This is a genomic window from Erythrobacter litoralis, assembly GCF_001719165.1.
Lineage (GTDB): Bacteria > Pseudomonadota > Alphaproteobacteria > Sphingomonadales > Sphingomonadaceae > Erythrobacter > Erythrobacter litoralis.
This window is the reverse complement of sequence record NZ_CP017057.1, coordinates 718,588-736,721: the sequence shown is the minus strand read 5'-3', so window position 1 is coordinate 736,721 and position 18,134 is coordinate 718,588. Positions and strand designations below refer to the sequence as shown.

The following is an 18,134-nucleotide window of genomic DNA, read 5'->3' as shown; positions in this document are numbered from 1 at the left end:
CCCCGGAAGGCCGGGCGGGCGCGGGCTGCCGTTCAGTCGTCGAGCCAATGGCGGATCGCAAACCACCCGGCCACTGCGAGCGCAATCGCGCCGCAGAAGGCGACAACCCCCCAGAATGCCCACCCGCGGCCGGCAAAAGGGATGCCCTCGACATTCATCCCGAGCAGGCCGGTGACGAAGGTCAGCGGCAGGAAGATGAACGCGACGACGGCAATGGCGAGCGAGCGGCGATCGACCAGTTCGGCGCGCAGATCGGTAAGCTGTTCATGTAGCAGCGCCGCCCGCTCTCGCACGGCCTCGAGTTCCTCGGCCATGCGGGCGAAGCGGTCCGCCGCATCGCGAAGGTGCAGGCGGTCCTCTTCGCTGATCCAGTCATATTCGAGCCGCGCCATCGCCTGCATCGCATCGCGGTCGGGTGCGACGAACCGGCGCAGCGCGATCGCCTGCGAGCGCAGTTCGGTGATGCGGCGGCGCAGCTCGTAGAGGTCGGCATCGTCGATCTCACTTTCGCAAAGGTCGAGCGCATCGCCGAGATCAGCCACTTCCGGGTCGAGCTCGGCGCTGATCGCCTGCGCCAGCGCCGCGACGAAATCGCCGCCATCGGTAAACCTGCCCGCTCGCATCTGCGTCTCGACCTGGTCCAGCGCGGCAAGCGGGTGGCGCGTGACCGACGTGACCCGCTTCGCCTCGACCCAGACGCGGACCGATACCAGCCGGTCGCTGTCGGTCGTCACCCGCACGCCCGTACCGCGCAGGTTGATCAGCGCACCGCCCTCCATCCCCTCGCAGCGGGGCCGGGTTTCGCTCGCCAGCAGGGCTCCGGCGGCGAGGTCGGGAACGAAGGGCGGAAGATCGTTCCTGCCGGCATTGCCCGCGCCATCGACATGCAGCCATACGAAGTCGCTGCCCCTGTATTCGGCGATTTCCGAGGGGGCGAGCTCGCGCGGGCTGCCGTCTGAAAGCACGAACGCGCGCATCGTGGGCATTGGATCAGGGGCGGTCATGCTCCCGTCTTAGGCAAGCTGCGCGCGCGGGCAAGCCAGATGCCGCCGCCCCTTAGTCGCGGGACGCGGGCTGCGCCATGTCCGGCGAACCCGTTCGCGAAGCAGGCCCTGACGGCCCATCACGAGGAAGGTGCTGGTCCATGGAACCGCGAAACGGGAAGATCGCTGGAGCGGGTGATACCACCACTTCCTATAAAATTCAGACACTTAAATCGAGGGCCTTGTGCCATGAATGGCACAGTCCCTTCCACCAAATCGAAGATCAACGGTCCCTCATTAAGAGGGAATCGAGGCGTGCTGAAGTATACTCTTCTCCAGGGGAAAGGAGCCAGTCAATCTTTGTAACTAGCCGTCAGTGCTCTCAGTATCTCGTCGCCCGTTCGGGTAAGTCGCAGCAACTTGCGACGATTGTCAGTGGGGTCCATTTCTCGATATAACCAACCTACGCCTGGCGTATTGGCTCTATCCGACCGTCTAGAGCCCTCGAGAAGAACCTTATATGTTGTATGAAGCGACTTGTTTATTCGCTCTCCAGCGATGTCGCGTATTTCTGTGAATGTGGCTGGGTGCCCAGATAAATCTGCCATCCCCGCATAGATGAAGAAAGCCAATTGGCCGAGCGTGAGCCGATCTGGCGCTAGCTCTGCAGCTCGGATAAGAGGGACAGCGAAGTCGCGCAAGCGGCTCACGGGTATGTCGGTCACGGTGCGGCCCTTAATTCAGTGTTGAATGAATGAGACGAAACCTTGACTATCTCATCGCGCCGCGACTGGACTCAAATTGAATTTCGAGCAACCTTGAATCTGCATCCTAGATCGCGAGCAAGGATGCGACCTCACATTTTCTTGGCACCGTCCCCTCCGTTAAACCGGAGAGCCCGGGCCCCCGCAGCTTGAGGAAATTTCGTCTCGCGCCCACAATCTGCAGAAAATCACTCACGTTTCGGTTTCGTCTTCACTATGATCGATCTGCGGGAGCGAAAGCTGTCGGTAATCTCTCGTGATCCAGTTCCAGCCAACTCCGTCGGTTCGCTCGTCGAACATCAGCGTGAGATTGAAGAAATGGCAGCCGTGAAAGCTGCAGTCAGGAAAAAAGATTGCGCTTTCCGAATTAGCTGTCGGGTCCGTCTCGATACAATCAGTGAAGAACATCACATTGTTTGTGACCACTGGCCAAGGCTTATTCGCATCGGAGCGTGTTAGAAGCTTGATGGTCCCCGGGCCGATGATCTCGCAATTATGGAAGGTCTTGCCGATCACGAACTTCCGGCCAGCAGGGGCGAGATCGCTAATGAACAATCTCTTGTTGTGATACTCCTTAGCCATCGGATCGAAGGGCGAACTTTCTCCGCTGAGTTTCTCCCTGACCTTAGCCTCCACTCGCCACAGTCGCGTGCGACTCAGGAGCGCCAATGCAGCCGCTGAAATGAAGAAGGTGAAAAGAGCAACGCAGAACCACCCGAAAGCACCGTATTGGCCCAAAGAATCGGCACTTGAAGAAAGCCAGGCTGCGACCGCTGCTAGAACGCCTGCAGGAATTATCGGCCAAATCGCCAGGCCGTTCGCGATACGAGAGACCCACCTATCAAAGAATTCAGATGCTTTTGACATGCCCTTACCATACCAGCCTGGAGCAGCTCGGTGGAGTCATGCCCCCTCAGTAATTGTGGGATAATCTACGAGGCGGTCTTGATCTGACTAAGTCTTATTAATGTCCGCGTGGCCAGAGCGGCTACGGCAAGAAAGTCATATTGAGAACCTCGAAACTAATTATCTCCGCCGCAGCCACTCGGTGTGCCAAAGTCTGCGGAGTATGGCGAGACAAAAAGGGAACACCAGTGCGCCAAACCATGCCAAAATCGTGATCAAACAAGGATTAGAATCGTGCCAAGGAGCGAGGCGAAAAAGGGCACACTAAATATTTGATTTCATTGCTTTTTACTGGAGCGGGTGAAGGGAATCGAACCCTCGTCTTAAGCTTGGGAAGCTTCTGCTCTACCATTGAGCTACACCCGCGCGGCGCTACGCGCAGCGCGCCATGACACGATAATTCCCGCCCGGTCAATATCGCTTTGCGCAGCGCCCGCACCGTGCGCCGCGCAGGGTTTCACTCGCCCGGCGGCGGCGCGAGAGAGAGCACGAAGGAGCCGACCGCCACGGTGATCGCCTTTTCCAGTCCCGCAGCCTCATCGGGCGTGGCTGCGACTTCGAATTCCAGTCTCAACCGCCCGAGATCGCTCGTCGATATGGCCAGGGTGACCCGCTCCTCGTCCCCGCCGGCCTGCCGCAGCGCGTCGTTCGCGCGGCTTTCTATCTCCCCGAGCCGCGCGAACAGGTCCGTCCGGGTTTCGAAGACGATGGCAAAGGCATGGACCGGGCGCCGCCCCTCGCGCGCCAGCACCCGGGCGGGCTGGGTGAAAAGCAGGCTGTGCGGAACCACCACGCCTTGGTCAAGCGCACGGATCGAGCCGTCGCGCCGGTCCATTTCGCGCAGTCGGGTCGAAAGCAGGTTGATGTCGATCACCTCGCCGCGATGGCTCCCGATCTCGATGATGTCCCCGATCGAATAGGCGCGGGTGAAGGTGCGGAAGGCCGAGCCCGAAAGGCACAGGATGAGCTCCTTGGTCGCCACCACGATCGCGACCGCGACCGCAGTCAGCGAAAGCGCGAAGGTCCGCAGCTGCGGAGCCCAGATCATCAGCAGCCCGACGACCGCGATCAGCAGCAGCGCGTTCCTGACATTCGCGGTCCAGCGCCGCGCGACCAGCCGCGGCAGGTTGTCCCGTGCCCTGAACGCTCGCCCGGTGATCAGCCAGGCGCTGAGCAGGACGGCGAGCAGCGCGATCGACGCGAGCACGTCGGGAAGCGAGGATTCAGGGGGAAGAGGCAGGTTGGACAACATGGATTTCGCCGACAGCGGCTGACGCCAGAGCCATGCGGAGTAGCCGCGAGCGCGGCCGCGTGCAAATCCCTCAGCGGGTCCCGGTGCCGGCGGCGACCGCGATGTCGGGCGTGTCCTCGGGCGACCAGCCGCCGCCCAGCGCGCGGTAGAGATCGACGAAGGCAAGGTCGCGCTGGAGCCGGGCGCGTGCCAGCGCGAGCTCGCTCGAGAGAACCAGGCGCTGCGCATCGAGGACCGAGAGATAATTCACCACGCCCCCGCGAAAACGCAGGTTCTGCAGGAACAGCGTGCGCTCGGCGGCGGCGAGCTGATCGGCGAGCGGCTCGATCTGCGCTTCGCCCGCACGGTAGGCATAGACCGCCGCATTGACGTCGAACAGCGCACCCTGCACCGCGCGGCGATAGCCGATCAGCGCCTGGTCGACCTGCGCCCGCGCGGCCCGCACATTGCCGAGATCGCGCCCGAAATTGAGAATTGGCAGGCGCACTTCGGGGCCCCATGAATTGAGCGAAGACGACGCCCCGTCGTCGAACAGCGAGCCGAGCTCGGTCGAGGTCCTTCCGAGCAGACTGCCGAGGCCGATGGTCGGAAAGGGAAAGCGATTGGCGATCGCCACGCCTTCGATGGCGGTCGCGGCGGCCAGCTGCTGTTCGGCGGCGATCACGTCGGGCCTGCGGGCAAGCAACGCGCTCGGGACGCCGAGCGGCAGGTCGTAGGCGCCGATCCCCCGCGCCTGCCGTTCGGCATCGAAGGGTGAAAGTCCGATCTCGGAAGGATAGCGACCGAGCAGCACGGTCAGCAGGTTTTCCGACACCAGCCGCGCCTGCACGACCTGCGGCAGCAGCGAACGCGTGCCGGCGAGCTGGGCGGTGGCCTGCTGGACCTCGCTGTCGGAGACCACGCCCTGCCGGTGAAGCAGTTCGACGAGATCGAGCGCCCGCTCCTGAAGCGCGATGTTGCGCGCGAGGATCGCCTCTTCCGCCTGGATCTCGCGGATCGTCAGGAAGGTCGCGGCAACCTGCTGCACCACCGTCGTCACGATCGCCGCGCGGCTCGCCTCGGTTGCGAGCAATTGCGCGCGGGCGGCCTCGTTCTGGCGGCGGATCCTGCCGAACAGGTCGATCTCCCAGCCGAGCACGAGGCCGAGCGTGAACACCGCGTCATTCGAATTCGCCTGCGGCTGCGCGCCGGTGGAAAGCGAACCGTCCACACGCGGGAAGAAGCCGCTGCGCGCGACCAGCAGGCGGGCGCGGACTTCCTCGATCCGCGCGAAGGCCTGCTGGAGATCGAGATTGTCGTCGAGCGCTTCCTCGATCAGCGGTCGCAGTTCGGGGTCGTCATAAAGCTCGAACCAGGCCGTGTTCGCCGCCGAGCGCGCGTCCCCGCTCGCGAGCTCGACCGCATGGGTTTCGGGCAGGACGAGCGCGGGCCGTTCGTAATCCTTGCCCACGATCGCGCAGCCGCCCAGAGCCGCTCCGAACGCGCAGAGCGCGGCCATCGTCCCCAGGCGCCGCGTCATGCCGCTGCGCCTTCCGGCAACGGCCGGGCGGGGAGCGGGCCGATCTCGGCGTCCTTCTTGGCGAAGAAACGTTCGGTCAGGGTCTGGACGATGACATAGAGCGCCGGGACCACAAGCACGCCGAGAATGGTGGCCGCCAGCATCCCTCCGAACACCACGGTGCCGACCGACTGCTTCGAGGCCGCGCCCGCCCCGCTCGCGAGCAGCAGCGGGATCACGCCCATGATGAAGGCGAAGGAGGTCATCAGGATCGGGCGCAGGCGCTGCGTCGCGGCGAGCCGCGCGGCCTCGGCGATCGGCTTGCCCTCCTCGCGGAACTGCTTGGCGAATTCGACGATCAGGATCGCGTTCTTCGCCGACAGGCCGACCAGGGTGACCACACCGATCTGGCCGTATACGTTGAAGTCGAACCCGCGCAATTGCAGCGCGACAAGCGCGCCCAGAATACCGAAGGGCACCGCGAGCAGCACCGCGACCGGGATCGACCAGCTTTCATAGAGCGCGGCCAGGAACAGGAACACGACCAGCACCGATAGCGCCATGACGATGGTCGCGGAATTGCCGGTCTCGACCTCCTCTGCGGTCACCCCGGACCATTCGTAGCCATAGCCCGGGGGAAGCACGTCCGCCGCGACCCGTTCGAGCGCGGCGACCGCATCGCCCGAGGAATAACCCGGCGCTGGCGCGCCGCTGAGATCGGCCGAGCGATAGAGATTGTAGCGCGCGATGAAGCGCGGCGAGGCGCCTTTCTCGATGCTCACCACTGCGGAAAGCGGGACCATCTGCCCGGTCGTGCGGCTGCGCACGTTGATGAGCCCGAGCCCGTCGATCTCCTCGCGATAATTGCCGTCCGCCTGGACCATCACCTTGTAGTTCTTGCCGTAGCGGGTGAAGTCGTTGACCTGCGACCCGCCGAGCAGCACCCCGAGCGTCTGGTAGACATCGGTCAGCTGAAGCCCCAGCGCCTTGGCCCGCTCGCGGTCGATGGAGAGCTGGTAATTGGGCGTGCCCGCGCTGAAGGTCGTCGAAATGCGCCCGATCTCTTTCTGTCGGCTCGCCTCGGCAAGGAAGGCCTGCGTCACGTCGGCGAGTTCCCTCGGGGTCTGGCCGGCGCGTGCCTGCAGCATCATCGAAAACCCCGACGACGCGCCGAAGCCCGGAAGGGCCGGCGGACCGAATCCGAACAGCAGCGCCTCTGGCGTCGCGTAGCCGAGCATGTTGGCCTTGCGGATCAGGACCGAAGCGGAAGAAGCCGGGCCGCGCTCGTGCCAGGGGGCGAGCTTGGCGATCATAAGGCCGGCATTGGGCGCGGCGGTGCCTGACAGGACGTCGAAGCCCGAGATCGTCATCACCGCCTCGACCCCTTCGAGCCCGCGCAGCTTGTTCGAGAAATCGTCAAGCACCTCGCCGGTGCGCTGCGTGTTCGACGCATCGGGCAGCATCGCCTGGACGAAGAAAGCTCCCACGTCCTCGTCCGGCACGAAGCCGGTCGGCGTGGCCCGGAACAACAGCGCGACACCGCCGATGACGAGCAGCAGGAAGATCGCGACCCGCCTGAGGCTGCTTGTGGTCATGCCGATGAAGCCGTCATAGCGTGCCGTCAGGCGGTCGAACCACGCGTTGAAGCGGGCGAAGAAGCGGGTGAGGATAGTGTCGCTCCCGCCATGCTCAGACCGGGGCTTGAGCAGCAGCCCGCACAGCGCCGGCGTCAATGTCAGCGCGACGACCGAGGAGAACAGGGTCGAGACCGCGATGGTGAGCGCGAATTGCTGATAGAGCTGCCCGCTCACGCCCGGGATGAAGGCCATCGGCACGAACACCGCCGCCACCACCAGCGTCGTCGCGACGATCGGGGCGGAAACCTCGTCCATCGCCTGCCGCGTCGCCTCGCGCGGGGAAAGGCCGAGCTTCTCCATCTTCAGTTCGACCATCTCGACCACCACGATCGCGTCGTCGACCACGATCCCGATCGCCAGCACCATGCCGAACAAGGAGAGCGTGTTGATGGAAAAGCCGAGCCCCTGATACGCGATCAGCGTCGCCAGCAGCGAAACCGGCACGGCGAGCATCGGGATCAACGTCGCGCGCCAGCTCTGCAGGAACAGGAAGACAACAAGCAGCACGAGGATCAGCGCGTCGCGCAGGGTGTTCGCGACCTCGGCGATCGATTCCTCGACGAACAGGCTGCCGTCATAGACGATCTCATAGCCGAAATCGGGCGGGAAACTCGCCTGCATCGTCTCTAGCCTGGCCTTGAGTTCCTCCGCCGTCGCCATCGCATTGGCGCCGGGCGAAAGCGCGACCGCGACGGCCGCGGCGGGGCGGCCGTTAAGCGCGGCTTCCTGGGCATAGCCCTTGGCCCCCAGTTCGACCCGCGCGACATCGCGCAGCCGCACCTGAGAGCCGTCATCGCCACTTCTCAACACGATGTTCTCGAACTGGCTCGCCTCGTTGATGCGGCCCTGCAGTTCGAGCGAATACTGGAACCCGCTGCGCGTCCGGTTCGGCGGCTGGCCGACCGAACCGGGCGCGGCCTGCGCATTCTGTTCGCGCACCGCGGCGACCACGTCCATCGGCGTCAGTCCGAGAGCGGCGAGCCGGTCGGGCCGCAGCCAGATGCGCATCGCGAAAGGCGAACCATAGACCGCCACATCGCCGACTCCTTCGACCCGCTTCAGCTCGTCGACGACGATGTTGTCGAGATAGTTCGATATGAAGGTCCGGTCATAGCTGTTGCCGGGCGAATAGAAGGCGGCATACATCAGCGTGTCCGACGAGGCCTTCTTCACCGACACGCCGATATTGTTGACCTCCGCCGGGAGCTGGGGGGTCACCTGCGAAACCCGGTTCTGCGTCTCGACCGCGGCGATGTCGGGATCGGTCTCGAGCGTGAACTGGACCGTTACGACAGACGTCCCGTCCGCGCCCGATACGGCCCGGATCGACTTCATGCCCGTCACGCCATTGACCTGCGAATCGATCGGGACCGTCACGCCCTCCTCGACCGTCGGCGCGCTCGCGCCGGGATAGACCGAGGTGATCCTGACCGTCGGCGGGGCGATGTCGGGGAACTGCGCCACCGGAAGGCCGGTCAGCGACAGATAGCCGCCGAGAGACAGGATCAGCGCGATGACGATCGCGAAGACCGGGCGGTCGATGAAGAGCTTCGCCATCGCGCGGCTACTTCTTCGCTGCCGCCTGGCCGGCATCGCCCGCTCCGGGCAGCGGGATTTCCGCGCCCATGGGAACGGGCTGGACCTTCGCCCCGGGACGGACCTTGGCGAGGCCCTCGACGATCACCGTTTCGCCGGGCTCGAGGCCCTTCTCTATGATCCAGTCGCCGCTTGCCTGCGCACCGACTTCGACACGGCGCTGTTCGACCGTGTTGTCCTTGCCGACGACCATCACGAAATAGGTCCCGAACTGCTCGGTCACGGCGCGGTCGGGGACGATCACTGCATCCCTTCGTGTCTGGATCTGGATACGAACCCGCCCGAACTGGCCGGGGCGCACCATGCTGCCCGGATTGGGAAAGACCGCCCGCAGGCTATAGCTGCCGGTGGTCGGATCGACCGCGCGATCGGCGAAATCGATCGCGCCGGTCTGCGGCAATTCGGTCCCGTCGGCGAGGATCAGGCGAATCTCGGAAGCCCCGTTGCCGCGCTCCTCCTCGCCGATCCGGGCATAGCGCAGGACCTCCTCCTCGCTCGGGCTGAAATAGACGTCGAGCGAGGATGCATCGGAAATCCGCGCGAGTTCGATCTGTCCGGGCGAGATCAGCTGGCCGACGCTGGCCCCGGCCTTGCCGATCCGGCCCGAAATCGGCGCGCGGACCTTGCCGTAGGACAGGGTCAGCTCGGCATTGGCGAGGCTCGCCTCGGCAGCCCTGACCTGCGCCGCGCTCGCCTTGGCGGTTGCCACGGCGTTGTCGAAGACCTGCCGCGCGATCGCGTCCTCGGCGACGAGCGGCTCGTAGCGCGCGACATCCTCGTTGGCGCGGGCTGCCTGCGCCTGCGAAGCGGCGAGCTGCGCGCGGGCGGCATCGCGCGAAGAGGCGAATTCCTGCGCGTCGATTTCGAACAGGACCTGGCCCGCGCGCACCATCGAGCCTTCGCGGAAATGGCGCGCGATGATGGTCCCGCCGATGCGGGGATAGACCGCGACCTCGCTACCGGCGCGGATTTCGGCGATGTATTCGGTGAAGAGCGGCTTGTCCTGCGCGGCGGCCTGCTGGACCCGGACCGGGACCGGCGGCGGTTCGCCCGGAACCGCGGCGCCGCAGGCGGCAAGAAGCAGAGCAAGAGCAGCCCCCAAGGCCCTGACGGAACCTGAAATCCCCATCCCTTATCCCCCACCGAAGAGATCTTGCACGCAAGTAGACGTTACCCTGCGCGCTCCATTTCGAGCAAATCGGTTCTCGCACCTCTTCTTAATGAACAATTGTTACAATGCAACACGCGGGCCTAGTCTCACCCCCCGTCGCGCGCACGGCCCCTCCCCACTTTTGAGAAGGCCTCTGGCCCTTGCCAGCGCGGCGGCGCGGTTGCATTTGCGCAGCCAACAACAGACGCACACAAGAGAGAGACGATAGCCCATGCGCCAGATCGACCATTTCATTGTCGGCGACAGCCCCGCCCCGGCACGCAAGCACAAGGTTTGGAACCCTTCGACCGGCGAGGTCCAGGCTGAAGTCGCGCTGGGCGATGCGGCGCTGCTGGACCGTGCGGTCGAGGCCGCGAAGAAGGTCCAGCCCGGCTGGGCGGCGACCAACCCGCAGAAACGTGCCCGCGTGATGTTCAAGTTCAAGGAACTGGTCGAGGCGAACATGCAGAGCCTCGCCGAACTGCTGTCGAGCGAGCACGGCAAGGTCGTGGACGATGCCAAGGGCGACGTGCAGCGCGGGCTCGAGGTGATCGAATATGCCTGCGGCATTCCGCAGATCCTGAAAGGCGAATACACGCAAGGGGCGGGCCCCGGGATCGATGTCTATTCGATGCGCCAGCCATTGGGCATCGGCGCTGGCATCACCCCGTTCAATTTCCCCGCGATGATCCCGATGTGGATGTTCGGCATGGCGATCGCGGCCGGGAATGCCTTCATCCTGAAGCCCTCCGAGCGCGATCCGAGCGTGCCGGTGCGGCTTGCCGAACTGTTCCTCGAAGCGGGCGCGCCAGAGGGCCTGTTGCAGGTCGTCCACGGCGACAAGGAAATGGTCGATGCGATCATCGAGCATCCCGACATTCCCGCGATCAGCTTCGTCGGTTCGTCCGACATCGCGCATTACATCTATTCGAACGGCAATGCCCGCAGCAAACGGGTGCAGGCCTTCGGGGGCGCGAAGAACCACGGCATCGTCATGCCCGACGCGGATCTCGACCAGGTGGTGAACGACCTTGCGGGGGCGGCCTTCGGTTCGGCGGGCGAACGCTGCATGGCGCTGCCGGTCGTGGTCCCGGTGGGCGAGGAAACCGCCGAGCGATTGCGGGAAAAGCTGATCCCCGCGATCCATGCCCTCAGGATCGGCGTCTCAAGCGACCCCGATGCCAATTACGGCCCCGTCGTCACGCCCGAACACAAGGCCCGGATCGAGCAATGGGTCGATGTGGCGGAGGAGGAAGGCGCCGAAATCGTCATCGACGGGCGCGGCTTCTCGCTTCAGGGGCACGAGGACGGCTTCTTCGTCGGCCCGACCCTTATCGACCGCGTGACCCCGCAGATGAAGAGCTACCAGGAGGAGATCTTCGGACCCGTCCTGCAGATCGTGCGGGCCAAGGATTTCGAGGAAGCGCTGCGTCTGCCTTCGGAACATCAATACGGAAACGGCGTCGCCCTGTTCACCCGCAATGGCCACGTCGCGCGCGAATTCACGCAAAGGGTCAATGTCGGGATGGTCGGCATCAACGTGCCGATCCCAGTGCCGGTCGCCTATCACAGCTTCGGCGGGTGGAAGCGTTCGGGCTTTGGCGACATCGACCAGTACGGCACCGAAGGCCTCGCTTTCTGGACCAAGAAGAAGAAGGTCACCCAGCGCTGGCCCGACGGCGGCGGGGACGGTTCGAACGCCTTCGTCATCCCGACCATGGGGTGATGCGCTTCCGGTTTGCGGTTCTCACCCCGGCGCTGCTGGCGCTCGCCGCCTGCGGCTCAACGAAGTCGAAGGCCGCGAGGCGCTGCTGATCCTTCCGGGGCCGGACAGCGAGATCGGCGTGATGCCGATGCCCCGCTTTCGCTGCCCGGCCTGACGGGATCACGGACACGTTTCGTCCGGCTCGCGGCTGCGCTATGCACGGCGGCGGTGGACGAGACCGACGAGGAGGTGGAGGATGCGGCCGAAGACCGAAGGAAGCGCGCTGGCGGCGCTGGCGCTTGCGGGGTGTGCAGCGACGGACACCCCGCCCCCAGCTGCCGAGGCTCCGGCAGCGCCAGCCGAACGGACCTGCGAGGCTGCCCCGGCGCAGCGCCACGTCGGACAGAAAGTCACCGCCGAACTCGGCGAGGCGATCCTCGCCGAAAGCGGCGCGCACACCCTGCGCTGGGGCCCTCCGCGCAGCGCGTGGACGATGGATTATCGCCCGGACCGGGTGAACGTGCGCTATGACGACGACATGGTCATCGAGGCGATAACCTGCGGATGAGCGCCAAGGACATGGGCCGCTCCAGGGCCAGCTCCGGCTCGCCCTACGAAAGCGCCTTCGGCTTCTGCCGCGCGGTGCGGACGGGCGAGCGGATCGTCGTCGCCGGGACCGGGCCGATCGAGCCTGACGGAAGCACGACACCGGGCGATGCGGCGGCGCAGGCCGAACGCTGCCTCACCCTCATCGTCAAGGCGATCGAGGACCTCGGCGGTTCGGCAAGGCACGTGGTGCGCACCCGGATGCTGCTGACCGACCCGGCGGACCAGGACGCGGTCGGATCGGTCCACGAGCGCTTTTTCGGCAAGAACCCTCCGGCGGCGACCATGGCGGGGGTGGCCTGGCTGTGCGGCCCCGATTGGAAGGTCGAGATCGAGGCCGAGGCGATCATCGATTGAACCTGCCGGCATGCGCCGCGTGCAAGTTGACGAAAGTCATACCCCTTGCAATTCCCGAAAGTTCCGGCGTTGGATCGGCCCGGCGGCAATCCTACGAGCCAGGCCGGTCCGCTTCGCCCAACCGGTCGGCAAGCAGCGCCATCAGCTGGCGGCGGTGTTGCAGGGCGTTCAACTCCGCACTCGAAACCAGCACGTCGGGTTCGCCATAGCCGTGGTGAAACAGGATCGCGGGCAGGTCCACGCTCAGCCCCGGGAACACCTTCGCCACCTGATCGCGATAGAGGAACATCTTGCCCATCGGCAGGCGGAACACGAAGCGCCGCCAGTCGCTGTGCATCGCGACCCAGCCATAGGTCAGCGCGCAGAGCGAACACGGATAGCTCCCCGGTCGGGCGACCTTGTGCACCGCATCCTTCAGAGCGTTCAGCACGCCTCCATCGGCGTTGTAGATCAGGATGAGGCGGGCGCTTTCTTCGGCGCTAACGTATCGGGCCATGCTGCAGTTACGCGCGAACCCCGCGCGCGGACTAGCAAAATCTGCGGGTCGTCGATGTCGCCCCAGCCCCTTCCCCTGCCCCGGCCTTCTGGCTAATGGCCTAAGCCATGACAGGACAGTTCCAGCTCACCGAAGACCAGCTCGCGATTCAGGACGTCGCGCGCCGCTTCACCGCCGACAACATCACGCCGAACGCCGCGGAATGGGATGAAAAGCACATTTTCCCGCGCGATGTGATCACCCAAAGCGCCGAACTCGGTTTCGGCGCGATCTACGTTTCCGAAGAATCGGGCGGGATCGGCCTCGGGCGATTGGAGGCGGCGCTGATCATGGAGGCGATGGCCTATGGCTGCCCCTCCACATCCGCCTTCATCTCGATCCACAACATGGCCGCGTGGATGATCGACCGCTTCGGATCGCAGGGCGTGAAGGACACGTATCTCGCGCAGCTCATCACGATGGAGCATATCGCGAGCTACTGCCTGACCGAGCCGAGCTCGGGCTCCGACGCCGCCGCGCTCAGGACCACGGCGAAGCGCGACGGCGACGATTACATCCTGAACGGGACCAAGCAGTTCATATCCGGCGCGGGCGAGAACGAGATCTATGTCGCCATGGTCCGCACCGGCGAGGACGGGCCGAAGGGCATCACCTGCATGGTGATCGAAAAGGACATGCCGGGCGTCAGCTTCGGCGCTCCTGAAAAGAAGCTCGGCTGGCATTCGCAGCCGACCGCGCAGCTGATCCTCGAGGACGTGCGCGTTCCGGCCGAAAACGTCGTCGGCGGCGAAGGCGAGGGTTTCCGCATCGCGATGCAGGGGCTCGACGGCGGGCGCCTCAACATCGGCGCGTGTTCGCTAGGGGGCGCGCAGAGGTGCCTTGACGAGGCGATCCGCTACACCAAGGAGCGCAGCCAGTTCGGCCAGCCGGTCGCCGAGTTCCAGAACACCCAGTTCACCCTCGCCGACATGGCGACCGACCTCGAGGCGGCGCGCGCGCTCCTGTATCTCGCGGCGGCCAAGGTGACCGACAACGCCCCCGACAAGACGCGCTTCTCCGCCATGGCGAAGCGGCTTGCGACCGACAGCGGCTCGGCGATCGTCGACCGCGCGCTGCAACTCCACGGCGGCTACGGCTACCTGCAGGACTATCCGGTGGAGCGGTTCTGGCGCGATCTGCGCGTGCATTCGATCCTCGAAGGGACGAACCAGATCATGCGGATGGTCGTCGGGCGGGACCTGCTGCGGCAGTGAATTGGCCGGGGAGACTGCTTGCCGTCGTTACGGCCTATGGCTGCGCCGTGATTGGCGCGGTGCTGGTGTTGATCGGCCTGTTCACCATCACGCAGGGCGTTTCGGATGGAGCGCAGACTTCCGAATTCCTGATCATGCTCGCGTTCTTCGGCTCGATCGCGGCGATCTATGCTCTGCCCGTGGCGGTGCCGACGATCGGCCTCACCGAATGGAAGCGCGTTGGCAGCTGGACCGTTTTCGCCGCAGCCGGACTGGTGCTCGGCCTTTTGCTGACAGCGGCCTTCACCGAAATCCCCTATCGCAGCATCAATTTCGAACTGGCTGGCACGATGATCGCATCGTCGCTGACTGGCGCAATGACCTATTGGCTCGTCGCGTGGAAACTGCTTCCACCACGGCTCCCTCTTCAATCTTCGGCAGGATAACCGAATGACCACCGACGTTCTCACCCGCAAACACGGCCGCATCGGCCACATCTCGCTCAATCGGCCCAAGGCGATCCACGCGCTGACGCTGGAGATGTGCCACGCGATGAGCGCGGCGCTTTCGGAATGGGAGAAAGACGACGAAGTCGAGGCGGTGATCCTCGACCACCATGAGGGGCGCGGGTTCTGTGCGGGCGGGGACATCGCCATGCTGCGCAATTCCGCGCTGAATGATGGCGGCGTGTCGGGGCGCAAGTTCTTCCACGACGAATACCAGTTGAACCACCAGATGTTCACCTACGAAAAGCCCATCGTCGCCTTCATGGACGGCATCACGATGGGCGGCGGGGTCGGCATCTCGCAGCCCGCGAAATTCCGCGTCGCGACCGAGAACACGCGCTTCGCCATGCCCGAATCAGGCATCGGCCTGTTCCCCGATGTCGGCGGCGGCTGGTATCTTGCGCGGATCGGCGGGCGGATCGGCCAGTTCCTCGCGCTGACCGGCGCGCGGCTCGACGGGTCGGAATGCCTGTGGACCGGCATCGCGACACATTACGTCGAACATTCCATGCTGGAGGATATCAAGGCGCGCATCGCCCAGCATCCCGACCGGATCGCAGGCATCCTGTCCGAACCGACCGGAACCCCGCCCGAAGCACGGATCAAGGCGAATGCCGACAAGATCGCCAAGCATTTCGCCTCGGATGCTTACGAGGACATTCTCGCCAGCCTCGACAAGGCGGCGGAAGCGGGCGATGACTGGGCGGCGAAGGAGCGCGACACGCTCGGCACGAAAAGCCCGCAGACCTGCAAGGTCGCGCTGCGCCAGATCGCCCATTCCAATGAACTCACCGATTTCGCGGACAACATGGCGATGGAATACCGCATCGCGAGCCGCGTCCTGCTGCGCCCCGATTTCGCCGAAGGCGTGCGCGCGGTGATCGTGGACAAGACCAACGATCCCAAATGGGACCCCGCAACCCCCGAGGGCGTGAGCGAGGAATTGCTCGACGCGATCTTCGCCCCCCTCCCGCCTGAAGAGGAATGGAAACCGCTATGAGCTACGAGACGATCACCGTCGAGAAGAACGCTGCCGGCAATGCCGGCGTCACCCTGATGACGCTCAACCGGCCCAAGGCGTTGAATGCACTCAACACGCAGGTGCTGGCCGAACTGATCGAGGCCTTTGCGGACTACCAGGCCGACGACACACAGCTGTGCGCGGTGCTGACGGGCTCGGGCGACAAGGCCTTTGCCGCCGGCGCCGACATCAAGGAAATGCACGACAAGGCGGCGGCCGATTTCTACCTCGACGATTTCTTCTCGCCGTGGACATCCGAGATCGTGAAGAAGACCCGCAAGCCGTGGATCGCGGCGGTCAACGGCTTTGCGCTGGGCGGCGGGTGCGAACTGGCGATGATGGCGGATTTCATCATCGCTTCCGAAAACGCGAAATTCGGTCAGCCCGAAATCAAGCTGGGCGTCGCGCCGGGCATGGGCGGATCGCAGCGGCTCACGCGCGCGATCGGCAAGTCCAAGAGCATGGAAATGTGCCTGACGGGCCGGATGATGGGTGCGGAGGAGGCCGAGCGCGCGAACCTCGTCGCCAAGGTCGTGCCGCATGACGATCTTCTGGCCGAGACGCTCAAAACCGCCGCGACCATCGCCTCGATGCCGCCCATGGCCGTGATCGCGAACAAGGAGATGGTGAACTCCGCCTTCGAGATGACGCTCGACCAGGGGCTCATCGTCGAACGGCGCATCTTCCAGATCCTCACCGCGAGCGAGGACAAGGCCGAGGGAATGGCCGCCTTCATCGAAAAGCGTGAAGGGCAATGGAAGGGGCGGTGAAAACCGGCTCAGGGAGAGAGAACACATGAAAATCGCCTTCATCGGCCTCGGCAACATGGGCGGCGGGATGGCCGCGAACCTCGTCAAGGCGGGCCACGAGGTGCGCGCTTTCGACCTCAGCGAAGCGGCGCTCGCCGCCGCGAAAGAGGCCGGGTGCGAAACCTTCGATACCGCGCGGGAAGCCTGCGCCTCCGCCGAGGCGGTGGTCACCATGCTGCCCAATGGGCAAATCGTGAAACAGGTCTATTGGGACGACGTGATCGGCCACGCGCCCGAAGGCGCGGTGATGCTCGATTGTTCGACCATCGATGTCGAAACCGCGCGCGAGGTGATCGAGGTGACCGAGGCGCATAATTACGACATGGTCGATGCGCCGGTTTCCGGCGGGATCGCCGCGGCCAATGCGGGCACGCTCACCTTCATGGTCGGCGGGAGCGAAAAGGCCTTCGAGCGCGCGAAGCCGATCCTCGAGGCCATGGGCAAGGCAGTGATCCACGCGGGCGACGCGGGCAACGGGCAGGCGGCGAAGATCTGCAACAACATGCTGCTCGCGATCCAGATGATCGGCACGGCCGAAGCCTTCGCCATGGCCGAAAAGCTCGGGCTCGATGCGCAGACCTTCTACGACATTTCCAGCGTCTCGTCGGGCCAGTGCTGGTCGATGACGAGCTATTGCCCCGTCCCCGGCGTCGGCCCGGAAAGCCCGGCGGACCGCGACTATGCCCCCGGCTTCGCCGCCGCGCTGATGGTCAAGGACCTGCGCCTCGCGATCGAGGCGGCGGAGAAAGCGGGCGCGAAAACCGAGCTCGGCTCCCACGCCAAGGCGATCTACGAAGCCTTCGCCGACGAGCATGGCGGGCTCGATTTCTCAGGGATAATCAGGACGCTCTGATCTCGGCGATCACGGCTTCGAGCCATTCGCGCGGGGCCTTGCGTCGGCCCGCATCGGCAACGAATTCCTGCCCGCGCGACACGGAGCGCAGCCGCCCGCCCCTGATCCAGCGGTCGGCCCGGTCGTGATAGGTGACCTCGCCCCGCCGCAGCCAGTCCGGGCGGCGCCACAGGCTCGGCGGGCCGCCCGGCACGGTCAGGCGCAGAGCCTCGCTCGCCCGCGCCGCCACGTACCCCTCGCCGCGCCAGATGCAATCGTTCCTAGCATGCATGGCGAGCGCATGGGGGTGGCCGCGATCGACGAATTCCGCCGGAGCGCCGCCTGACAGCGGGATCACTTCGCCCACTTTCAGATAGCCGAAGATGCGGTGATGCGGCTCTCCCCCAGATTCCGCGAACAGGCCGAAGAACACGAACACGTCGCCCACTCCCACGCCCTGCCGTTCGAGATGGGTCTGCGCCGCGCCGCACTGGCCGAACAGGCACTCCCCCTCATCGGTGAACATCGGGTCGTGGTGGCACAGGTCCTCCGCCCCGATCCTCCCCCGGCTCGCCCGTGCGGCGTGGTCGCCCAGGCCAAGGTCGCCATAGGTCGTCGCGCTCGTCCGGCGTTCCCGGTCCCCCGCCGGGATCGGCAGGCTGACGGGCCGCCCCTCCACGATCGGCGACGGCCCGCCGCCAGCGCTCGTGTCGAAGCCCTTGCGGGAAAGGACGATCTTCATCGGCCCAGCCTGCACCGCGACACGAAGTTGCACAAGGATGCA

General features: G+C 65.1%; 16 protein-coding genes and 1 tRNA gene. 8 read left to right on the top strand and 9 right to left on the bottom strand.

The window, feature by feature from the left end:
* Window positions 1-32: 32 nt before the first annotated feature.
* The 7 genes from Ga0102493_RS03440 to Ga0102493_RS03410 all read right to left on the bottom strand — a co-directional run bounded on the left by Ga0102493_RS03440 (window position 33) and on the right by Ga0102493_RS03410 (window position 9,765).
* Window positions 33-1,004: a CorA family divalent cation transporter gene (locus Ga0102493_RS03440; RefSeq protein WP_081845770.1), complete on the bottom strand. Its 972-nt coding sequence runs from the start codon at window positions 1,002-1,004 to the stop codon at window positions 33-35.
* A 935-nt stretch (window positions 1,005-1,939) separates the two neighbouring features.
* Window positions 1,940-2,614 carry a hypothetical protein gene (locus Ga0102493_RS03435; RefSeq protein ID WP_150132410.1) on the bottom strand — a complete coding sequence of 225 codons (675 nt, stop codon included), beginning with the start codon at window positions 2,612-2,614 and terminating at the stop codon, window positions 1,940-1,942.
* Between the two features lie 331 nt (window positions 2,615-2,945).
* Window positions 2,946-3,019, bottom strand: a tRNA-Gly gene (locus Ga0102493_RS03430).
* A 91-nt stretch (window positions 3,020-3,110) separates the two neighbouring features.
* Complete coding sequence (locus tag Ga0102493_RS03425; RefSeq protein ID WP_051698397.1) at window positions 3,111-3,905, bottom strand: mechanosensitive ion channel domain-containing protein; 795 nt, start codon at window positions 3,903-3,905, stop codon at window positions 3,111-3,113.
* A gap of 70 nt (window positions 3,906-3,975) precedes the next feature.
* Window positions 3,976-5,424 carry an efflux transporter outer membrane subunit gene (locus Ga0102493_RS03420; RefSeq protein ID WP_034906259.1) on the bottom strand — a complete coding sequence of 483 codons (1,449 nt, stop codon included), beginning with the start codon at window positions 5,422-5,424 and terminating at the stop codon, window positions 3,976-3,978.
* A complete protein-coding gene (locus Ga0102493_RS03415) occupies window positions 5,421-8,597 on the bottom strand; it encodes an efflux RND transporter permease subunit (protein WP_069297451.1) in 3,177 nt (1,058 codons plus the stop codon). The genes Ga0102493_RS03420 and Ga0102493_RS03415 overlap by 4 nt, the downstream gene beginning before the upstream one ends.
* A 7-nt stretch (window positions 8,598-8,604) precedes the next feature.
* The gene (locus Ga0102493_RS03410; RefSeq protein WP_069297450.1) at window positions 8,605-9,765 is read right to left on the bottom strand and encodes an efflux RND transporter periplasmic adaptor subunit; all 1,161 of its coding nucleotides are present in this window, start codon (window positions 9,763-9,765) and stop codon (window positions 8,605-8,607) included.
* A 253-nt stretch (window positions 9,766-10,018) separates the two neighbouring features.
* Between Ga0102493_RS03410 and Ga0102493_RS03405 the strand changes: the two genes are divergently transcribed.
* The 3 genes from Ga0102493_RS03405 to Ga0102493_RS03395 all read left to right on the top strand — a co-directional run bounded on the left by Ga0102493_RS03405 (window position 10,019) and on the right by Ga0102493_RS03395 (window position 12,454).
* Window positions 10,019-11,512 carry a CoA-acylating methylmalonate-semialdehyde dehydrogenase gene (locus tag Ga0102493_RS03405; protein ID WP_034906263.1) on the top strand — a complete coding sequence of 498 codons (1,494 nt, stop codon included), beginning with the start codon at window positions 10,019-10,021 and terminating at the stop codon, window positions 11,510-11,512.
* 235 nt (window positions 11,513-11,747) lie between these two features.
* A complete protein-coding gene (locus tag Ga0102493_RS03400; protein ID WP_034906265.1) occupies window positions 11,748-12,059 on the top strand; it encodes an I78 family peptidase inhibitor in 312 nt (103 codons plus the stop codon).
* On the top strand, window positions 12,056-12,454 hold the full coding sequence (locus Ga0102493_RS03395) for a RidA family protein (RefSeq protein ID WP_051698400.1): 399 nt from the start codon (window positions 12,056-12,058) through the stop codon (window positions 12,452-12,454). The genes Ga0102493_RS03400 and Ga0102493_RS03395 overlap by 4 nt, the downstream gene beginning before the upstream one ends.
* A 91-nt stretch (window positions 12,455-12,545) precedes the next feature.
* Here the strand turns inward: Ga0102493_RS03395 and Ga0102493_RS03390 are convergent, their stop codons facing one another.
* Complete coding sequence (locus Ga0102493_RS03390) at window positions 12,546-12,950, bottom strand: hypothetical protein (RefSeq protein WP_051698403.1); 405 nt, start codon at window positions 12,948-12,950, stop codon at window positions 12,546-12,548.
* Window positions 12,951-13,057: 107 nt separating this feature from the next.
* Here Ga0102493_RS03390 and Ga0102493_RS03385 point away from each other — a divergent pair, with 107 nt between their 5' ends.
* Genes Ga0102493_RS03385 through mmsB form a run of 5 tightly spaced genes read left to right on the top strand, consistent with a single transcriptional unit; the run spans window position 13,058 to window position 17,371 of the window.
* The gene (locus Ga0102493_RS03385) at window positions 13,058-14,203 is read left to right on the top strand and encodes an acyl-CoA dehydrogenase family protein (RefSeq protein WP_034906267.1); all 1,146 of its coding nucleotides are present in this window, start codon (window positions 13,058-13,060) and stop codon (window positions 14,201-14,203) included.
* 47 nt (window positions 14,204-14,250) lie between these two features.
* Window positions 14,251-14,628, top strand: a complete 378-nt coding sequence (locus Ga0102493_RS03380; protein WP_150132409.1) for a hypothetical protein — start codon at window positions 14,251-14,253, stop codon at window positions 14,626-14,628.
* Window positions 14,629-14,632: 4 nt separating this feature from the next.
* Entirely contained in the window at window positions 14,633-15,688 is a 1,056-nt protein-coding gene (locus Ga0102493_RS03375) for an enoyl-CoA hydratase/isomerase family protein (RefSeq protein WP_069297449.1), read from the top strand.
* Window positions 15,685-16,479, top strand: a complete 795-nt coding sequence (locus tag Ga0102493_RS03370; protein WP_034906277.1) for an enoyl-CoA hydratase-related protein — start codon at window positions 15,685-15,687, stop codon at window positions 16,477-16,479. The genes Ga0102493_RS03375 and Ga0102493_RS03370 overlap by 4 nt, the downstream gene beginning before the upstream one ends.
* Window positions 16,480-16,504: 25 nt before the next feature.
* Window positions 16,505-17,371 (top strand): 3-hydroxyisobutyrate dehydrogenase, encoded by an 867-nt coding sequence (mmsB, locus tag Ga0102493_RS03365; protein WP_034906280.1) that lies wholly within the window; start codon window positions 16,505-16,507, stop codon window positions 17,369-17,371.
* Here the strand turns inward: mmsB and Ga0102493_RS03360 are convergent.
* Window positions 17,358-18,092, bottom strand: coding sequence for an Nmad3 family putative nucleotide modification protein (locus Ga0102493_RS03360; protein WP_034906282.1), 735 nt, complete (start codon window positions 18,090-18,092; stop codon window positions 17,358-17,360). The genes mmsB and Ga0102493_RS03360 overlap by 14 nt on opposite strands.
* Window positions 18,093-18,134 lie beyond the last annotated feature (42 nt).